The sequence below is a fragment of the Aequoribacter sp. genome (genome assembly GCF_965659035.1).
In the GTDB taxonomy this organism is placed as follows: domain Bacteria; phylum Pseudomonadota; class Gammaproteobacteria; order Pseudomonadales; family Halieaceae; genus Aequoribacter.
Genome location: NZ_CBFHWH010000100.1, coordinates 1,273 through 4,041 on the forward strand (window position 1 = coordinate 1,273; position 2,769 = coordinate 4,041).

Consider the following 2,769-nt stretch of genomic DNA (forward strand, 5'->3'; position numbering starts at 1 on the left):
AAGATGCCGAAGAGCAATGTCGGCGGTTGAGTGCCTTACCCGGGGCTTTGCTGGGTGTTCGAAATTTTCTAGCTGAAGGGAAGTTGCTTAAAGCGGAAAGCTTGTGCCGAACGTTTCTGAAGCAAAACCCAAAGCACGTCGAGGGCATGCGGTTGTTGGCCGACATCGGCGTGAAATTAAGTATTCTGGACGACGCCGAATTTTTATTGGAAAGCGCACTGGTATTCGAACCCGAGAACCCCTTTGCGCGCTTTGATTACATCAACGTCTTGCACCAGCGGCAAAAATACGCGCAGTCGTTGGAGCAAGCCCAAACGCTTTTGGACCAAGAACCTAGCAATGATCGTTATAGAACCTCAGTCGCCAACCAATTAGTGGCAGTCGGGCGCTTCGAAGAGGCTTTGGATGTTTACGACGATATTGCGACCAGAGTTCCTAACAGCGCCCCCTTACAGTTGTTGCGTGGACATGCTCTGAAAACGATCGGTCGTGTAGATGAAGCCATTGAGGCTTATCGCTCGGCGTATCAGGCTCGTCCAGAATTTGGTGATGCGTACTGGAGCTTGGCCAACTTAAAAACGTATCGCTTTACCGAGGCCGAGAGGCAGCAGATGCTTGCCGAGGAGTGCGCGTCAACAATTAATACCGACGATCGCATTCATCTTTGTTTCGCGTTAGGCAAAGCATACGAGGACACAGAGCAGTTTGAGGACGCGGCTCATTGGTATCAGCGCGGCAACCAGTTAAAGCGCGTAGATGCCGCCTACGATGCAGATCGCATGACCGAGCAGTTAAAATTGCAGCAAAGATATTGCGATGCTGCATATTTTTCCAACATTGCGAATTCTGGTTGCACGGATCCCGCGCCGATATTTATTGTGGGCTTACCTCGCGCGGGTTCGACCTTGCTAGAGCAGATTTTGGCCTCACATTCTCAAGTGGACGGGACCTTGGAGTTACAGAATATACCGGCCATTGCACACAAACTCGACGGTAGACGTATGGTTTACGACGAGCCACAGTATCCCAGGGTGCTGCACGACTTAGAGTCCGAGCAGGCGACATTGTTGGGCGAACAATACATCGCCGAGACGCAAATTCACCGAGCCGGTGCACCGTATTTTATTGACAAAATGCCGAACAACTTCCGCCATATTGGCTTAATTAAAACGATACTGCCCAATGCTAAGGTTATTGACGCTAGACGACATCCAATGGCTTGCTGTTTTAGTGGTTATAAGCAATTGTTCGCCGAAGGGCAGGAGTTTACCTACGGTTTGACCGAAATTGGTCAGTACTATCGCGATTACGTGGAATTGATGGATCATTGGGATCAAGCGATACCTGGGTTTGTTTTGCAGGTTCAGTACGAGGATGTGGTCGACGATCTCGAGTCACAGGTGCGGCGAATCTTAGATTTTTGTGGATTGGAATTTGAGCCAGCCTGTGTCGAGTTTTACAAGACTAAACGTTCCGTGCGAACCCCGAGTTCCGAGCAGGTACGGCAACCTATTTACCGAGCTGGCGTGGATCAATGGCGTCATTTCGAACCTTATTTGGAGCCCTTGAAGACGGCGCTGGGCCCGGTATTGCAGCGTTATCCAATTTAACGAAAAAGAGGTCGCAATGAAGAATCTTAGTGCGCGTGATACTGGTTTGTTGAATAGCGTGGATCGACCGGTGTTTTTTATCAGCGCGGGCTTTTTATTGGCCTTCGTTGTAATTGCGCTGATTGATATTGATACCCTGGCTCTTTGGGTGCGAGGCGGTGCGCATTGGTCTTCTTTAATGTTTGGTGCGTTTTGGCAGCTGCTTATGCTGGCGACTTTTCTTGTTGCACTGGTTTTAGCCATGGGGCGCGCAGGGCCATTGCGTCTGGGCGGTAAAGTGCCAGAACTGAGCAATTTCAAGTGGGTGGCCATCATCATGTGCACCCTATTGGCGGGTGGCGGCGTGTTTTGGGCGGCTGCCGAACCTGTCGCGCACTTTTTGAACAGTCCGCCGTATTTCGATGTGGAAGTGGGTTCTTCTCAGGCCGCCTCAGCGGCGCTTGCACAAAGCTTCATGCACTGGGGTTTTTTGGCTTGGACCATACTGGGTAGCCTATCAACCATTACTTTGATGCACCTGCATTATCACAAAGGGTTACCTCTAAAACCGCGAACCCTGCTGTATCCGGTCTTGGGCGACAAGGTGTTAAACGGCTGGTTGGGCGGTGCGGTTGACGCATTTGCAGTGATCGCAGTCATTGCCGGTACAGTCGGGCCCATCGGGTTTTTAGGTTTGCAAATGAGCTACAGCCTAGCGGCTTTGTTTGGGTTTGAGGATACTGTTGCGACCCAAATTTTGATTGTTTTGGCCTTGATGGGTCTGTATACGATATCGGCCATTTCTGGCTTGACTCGAGGAATTCAAATACTCAGTAGCATTAACGTGGTGCTTGGAGTGGGTTTAATGGCTTACGTATTACTGCTTGGCCCCACATCCTTTATTAGCGACCAATATGTGCAAAGTTTGGGTGTTTATGTCAGTGACTTTGTCGGCATGGCGACCTATCGTTCAGATGAGGTTTGGCTCGAGGGCTGGACGGTGTTTTTCTGGGGTTGGTTCATTGGTTACGGCCCTATGATGGCTATTTTTATGGCGCGCATCTCGAAAGGCCGCACGATTCGCGAGCTGGTCCTAGTATTGAGCGTTCTAGCCCCCTTAGTGACAACTGTGTGGTTCACCATTATTGGCGGCGCCGGTATTGGATACGAAATGATGAAC

The 2,769-nt window shown here is 50.3% G+C and carries 2 protein-coding genes; both read left to right on the forward strand.

The window, feature by feature from the left end:
* The coding region (locus tag ACTF5Z_RS10715; RefSeq protein ID WP_438985623.1) for a tetratricopeptide repeat-containing sulfotransferase family protein at window positions 1-1,610 on the forward strand (1,610 nt) is incomplete at its 5' end.
* Window positions 1,611-1,626: 16 nt separating this feature from the next.
* Window positions 1,627-2,769 (forward strand): BCCT family transporter (locus tag ACTF5Z_RS10720; protein WP_438985624.1); only part of this gene is annotated, 1,143 nt, incomplete at its 3' end.